General features: G+C 68.6%; 4 protein-coding genes. 3 read left to right on the top strand and 1 reads right to left on the bottom strand.

Annotated features, from left to right (window positions below):
• Window positions 1-98: 98 nt before the first annotated feature.
• Window positions 99-1382 carry an NAD(P)-dependent malic enzyme gene (locus EES43_RS20575; protein WP_124270066.1) on the bottom strand — a complete coding sequence of 428 codons (1284 nt, stop codon included), beginning with the start codon at window positions 1380-1382 and terminating at the stop codon, window positions 99-101.
• Between the two features lie 533 nt (window positions 1383-1915).
• On the opposite strand from EES43_RS20575, the gene EES43_RS20570 reads away from it, so the two are divergent.
• The 3 genes from EES43_RS20570 to EES43_RS20560 form a co-directional block, all read left to right on the top strand.
• Window positions 1916-2875 (top strand): ABC transporter substrate-binding protein, encoded by a 960-nt coding sequence (locus tag EES43_RS20570; protein ID WP_124270065.1) that lies wholly within the window; start codon window positions 1916-1918, stop codon window positions 2873-2875.
• 29 nt (window positions 2876-2904) lie between these two features.
• The gene (locus EES43_RS20565; protein WP_124270064.1) at window positions 2905-3846 is read left to right on the top strand and encodes an amino acid ABC transporter permease; all 942 of its coding nucleotides are present in this window, start codon (window positions 2905-2907) and stop codon (window positions 3844-3846) included.
• A gap of 5 nt (window positions 3847-3851) precedes the next feature.
• A partial coding sequence (locus EES43_RS20560) for an amino acid ABC transporter ATP-binding protein (RefSeq protein WP_241192706.1) occupies window positions 3852-4337 on the top strand: 486 nt, incomplete at its 3' end.

Genomic DNA, 4337 nt, shown 5'->3' with positions numbered 1-4337 from the left:
GGGACGGCGGTGGGCGGGGCCCGTACCCGCCGGACCCCGCCCACCGCACAACCGCTCAGCCGCACAGCCGCTCAGCCGCTCAGCCGCTCAGCGCACCGTCAACGGCGCGCCACGCCCTCCGCCCGCGCCGCCGCGGCCACCGCGGCGGTGACCGCCGGGGCGACCCGCTCGTCGAACGGGGAGGGGATGACGTAGTCCGCCGCCAGCTCGTCGCCGACCACGTCGGCCAGCGCGTTCGCCGCGGCGATCTTCATGCCCTCGGTGATCCGGGAGGCCCGGACCTGGAGCGCGCCGGCGAAGATGCCGGGGAAGGCCAGCACGTTGTTGATCTGGTTCGGAAAGTCGGAACGGCCGGTCGCCACGACGGCCGCGTACTTGTGCGCGACCTCCGGGTGGACCTCCGGGTTCGGGTTGGCCATCGCGAAGACGTACGAGCCGGGGGCCATGGAGGCCACCGCGGCCTCCGGGACCGTACCGCCGGAGACGCCGATGAAGACGTCCGCGCCGGCCAGGGCCTTCTCCAGCGAGCCGGAGATGCCGGCCCGGTTGGTGAGTTCGGCCAGTTCGCGCTTCACCTCGGTGAGGTCGTCCCGGTCGCGGCTGACGACGCCCTTGCGGTCGGCGACGGCCACGTCGCCGATGCCGGCCTCCAGCAGGAACTTGGCGATGGCCACGCCGGCCGCGCCCGCGCCGGAGATGACACCGCGCAGGTCGCCGAGGGTCCGCCCGGAGAGCTTCGCGGCGTTGCGCAGGGCGGCGAGGGTGACGACGGCGGTGCCGTGCTGGTCGTCGTGGAAGACCGGGATGTCCAGGCGCTCCTGGAGCTTGCGCTCGATCTCGAAGCACCGGGGCGCCGAGATGTCCTCCAGGTTCACGCCGCCGAAGGAGGGCGCGAGCCGGACGACGGTGTCGACGATCTCGTCGGCGTCGGTGGTGGCGAGCGCGATCGGCACCGCGTCCACGCCGCCGAACTGCTTGAACAGGATGGCCTTGCCCTCCATCACGGGGAGGGACGCCTCGGGTCCGATGTCGCCGAGGCCGAGGACGGCGGTGCCGTCCGTGACCACGGCCACGACCTGGGATTTCCAGGTGTAGTCGTGGACCAGCTCCGGGTTGTCGGCGATGGCGCTGCACACTTTGGCCACGCCGGGCGTGTAGGCCAGGGAGAGGTCGTCCTTGTCCCGGATCGGGACGGTGGACCGCACGGCCATCTTTCCGCCCCGGTGGAGGGCGAAGGCCGGATCGAAGGGCTCGTCGGCCCCGGTGTCCGCCGCGACCGCGCGCCGGACGCCGCCGGCGTCGGTGCTGTCGGCGCGGTCGGTGCTGTCGGTGGTGCTGTCGACGGTGTTGTCGCTGCGAGGATTCACGATCTCCGCTGCCATGGTGTTGACCCCTTAAGTCTTCATCGTTTGAGGGTGGCCACTCCTGGTTGAGGAGGGGTGGGCGGGCACCGCGTACGCGCCCTGCACCAAGCGGTTGGCCGCCCCGGCAGGGAGTCGGGAATACGTACGCGCGGGCGCGCCGCACACGCGCCCTGAGCCCCGGATGAGGGGTGTAAACGTCTTTCTTACCGGACGATCGATGTTACGGACGAGTCCATATCGACGCGGTGACGTGACTCATAGTCGAATATCTGGACAAGTCGGCAAACCGGTATAAATGCCGCCCCCGAACCGAGACATGCCGAAGATTCTCCGGCGGCGGGATGCCGTCTCCACAGATGGTCCGGTCGCCGCGGACCGGCTCGCGAGGTTCGGGGGTCGCCCGTTATCCGATTTTGACATGACGGGCCCCTGAATGGGCCGGTGCCAATGGCAGGATGCCGCTATCACACACGGTGGCGACACTCGAAGGTGCGTGCCAAGCCGCCCGACAGCACCTCACCCTCATTCTTCACCTGCCGGAGGATCCCGACATGACCGCTAGCACGACTCGTCGCACGACCGCGAAGTCCCGGATTGCGGCGGTCGGCGCCATCGCGGTCGCCGGCACCCTGCTCCTGACCGCCTGCGGCGACCAGACGGACAAGGCCACGAAGGAGTCCGGCTCCTCGAAGGCGTCGGACAGCGCCCCGCTGGCCGACCTGTTGCCCCAGTCGATCAAGGACAAGGGCGAGATCAAGGTCGGTTCCGACATCGCCTACCCGCCGGTCGAGTTCAAGGACAAGTCCGGCAGGACCGTCGGCATCGACCCGGATCTGGGCGACGCCCTGGGCAAGCAGCTCGGCGTGAAGTTCACGTTCGAGAACGGCACCTTCGACACGCTCCTGACCGGTCTGCGCTCCAAGCGCTACGACCTGGCGATGTCGGCCATGACGGACACCAAGGCCCGCCAGGAGGGCGTCGACTCCGAGACCGGCAAGAAGGTCGGCGAAGGCGTCGACTTCATCGACTACTTCACCGCCGGCGTCTCGATCTACACCAAGAAGGGCGACGACAAGGGCATCACGACCTGGTCGGACCTCTGCGGCAAGAAGATCGTCGTGCAGCGCGGCACCGTCTCCCACGACCTGGCCAAGGCCCAGAGCAAGGACTGCGGGGCCAAGGGCAAGATATCCATCGAGCCGTTCGACAACGACCTGGAGGCGCAGACCCGCCTCCGCGGCGGCGGCGCCGACGCGGGCTCCTCGGACTTCCCGGTCGCCGCGTACGCGGTGAAGACCTCGGGCGGCGGCAAGGACTTCCAGCTGGTCGGCGAGCAGGTCGAGGCCGCTCCGTACGGCATCGCCGTCGCCAAGACGAACACCGAGCTGCGGGACGCCGTGAAGGCGGCGCTCGACGCGATCATCAAGAACGGCGAGTACCAGAAGATCATCTCCAAGTGGGGCGTCGACGCCGGCGCGGTCACCGAGGCCAAGATCAACGGCGGATCCTGACCGGGTTCCGGCGGTGAGAGGCGACATCTGTGACTGACATCAAGAAGACGGGTCCGGCGGACGCACCCCTCACACCGGCTGCCGGACCCGAGGCCATCAAGGCGATACCCGTCCGGCACTACGGGCGCTACGTCTCCGCGGTCATCACCCTCGGACTGCTGGCCACGCTCGTCTACGCGTTCGCCCAGGGGCAGATCAACTGGGGTGCCCTCCCCGACTACTTCTTCGACGACCAGATCCTCGAAGGCGTCAAGAACACGGTGATCATCACCGTGCTGGCGATGATCATCGGCGTGGTGCTCGGCGTCGTACTCGCGGTGATGCGGCTGTCCAAGAACCCGGTGACCTCGTCCATCGCCTGGGGCTACATCTGGTTCTTCCGCGGCACGCCGGTCTACGTGCAGCTGCTGGTCTGGTTCAACCTGGGCATCGTGTTCGAGTACATCAACCTCGGACCGGTCTACAAGGACGAGTGGTCGTCCTTCATGACCCCGTTCCTCTGCGCGCTGCTGGGCCTCGGGCTCAACGAGGCGGCCTACATGGCGGAGATCTGCCGGGCCGGCCTGCAGTCCGTGGACGAGGGCCAGACCGAGGCCGCCCACGCGCTGGGCATGAGCCACGGCAAGACCCTCAGCAGGATCGTGGTGCCCCAGGCGATGCGGGTCATCGTGCCGCCGACCGGCAACGAGGTCATCAACATGCTGAAGACCTCGTCGCTGGCGGTCGCCGTCCAGTACACCGAGCTGCTGCGCTCGACCCAGAACGTCTCGCAGACCTCGGGCGCCACGGTGGAGATGCTGTTCCTGGCCGCCGCCTGGTACATGATCCTCACCTCGCTGCTCAGCATCGGCCAGTACTACCTGGAGCGCTACTACGCGCGCGGTTCCAGCCGGAGCCTGCCGCAGACCCCGCTGCAGAAGGTCCGGGCCCAACTGCTGTCCCTGGGCCGCCCGAAGGGAGGCATGGCATGAACCCCATGGTGAAGGCGGAGGGCGTCCACAAGTCCTTCGGCGCCGCGCACATCCTCAAGGGCATCGACCTGGAGGTCGCCCCGCGTGAGGTGTTCTGCCTGATCGGCCCGTCCGGCTCGGGCAAGTCCACCTTCCTACGGTGCATCAACCACCTGGAGAAGATCAGCGCCGGCCGGCTCTCGGTCGACGGCGAGCTGGTGGGCTACCGGCAGAAGGGCGACAAGCTCTACGAGCTGAAGGACAGCGAGGTCGCCCTCAAGCGCCGGGACATCGGCATGGTCTTCCAGCGCTTCAACCTGTTCCCGCACATGACGGCGATCGAGAACGTCATGGAGGCGCCGGTCCAGGTCAAGGGCGAGACCCGGGCCGTGGCGCGGGCCCGCGCCGAGAAGCTGCTGGACCGGGTGGGCCTGTCGGACAAGGCGAAGAACTACCCCTCCCAGCTCTCCGGCGGGCAGCAGCAGCGGGTCGCGATCGCCCGCGCCCTGGCC

Origin of the sequence: Streptomyces sp. ADI96-02, assembly GCF_003846185.1 — a bacterium.
Taxonomy (GTDB): Bacteria; Actinomycetota; Actinomycetes; order Streptomycetales; family Streptomycetaceae; genus Streptomyces.
Note: the sequence above shows the minus strand (reverse complement) of the source record. Positions and strands in the feature narration are given on the sequence as shown.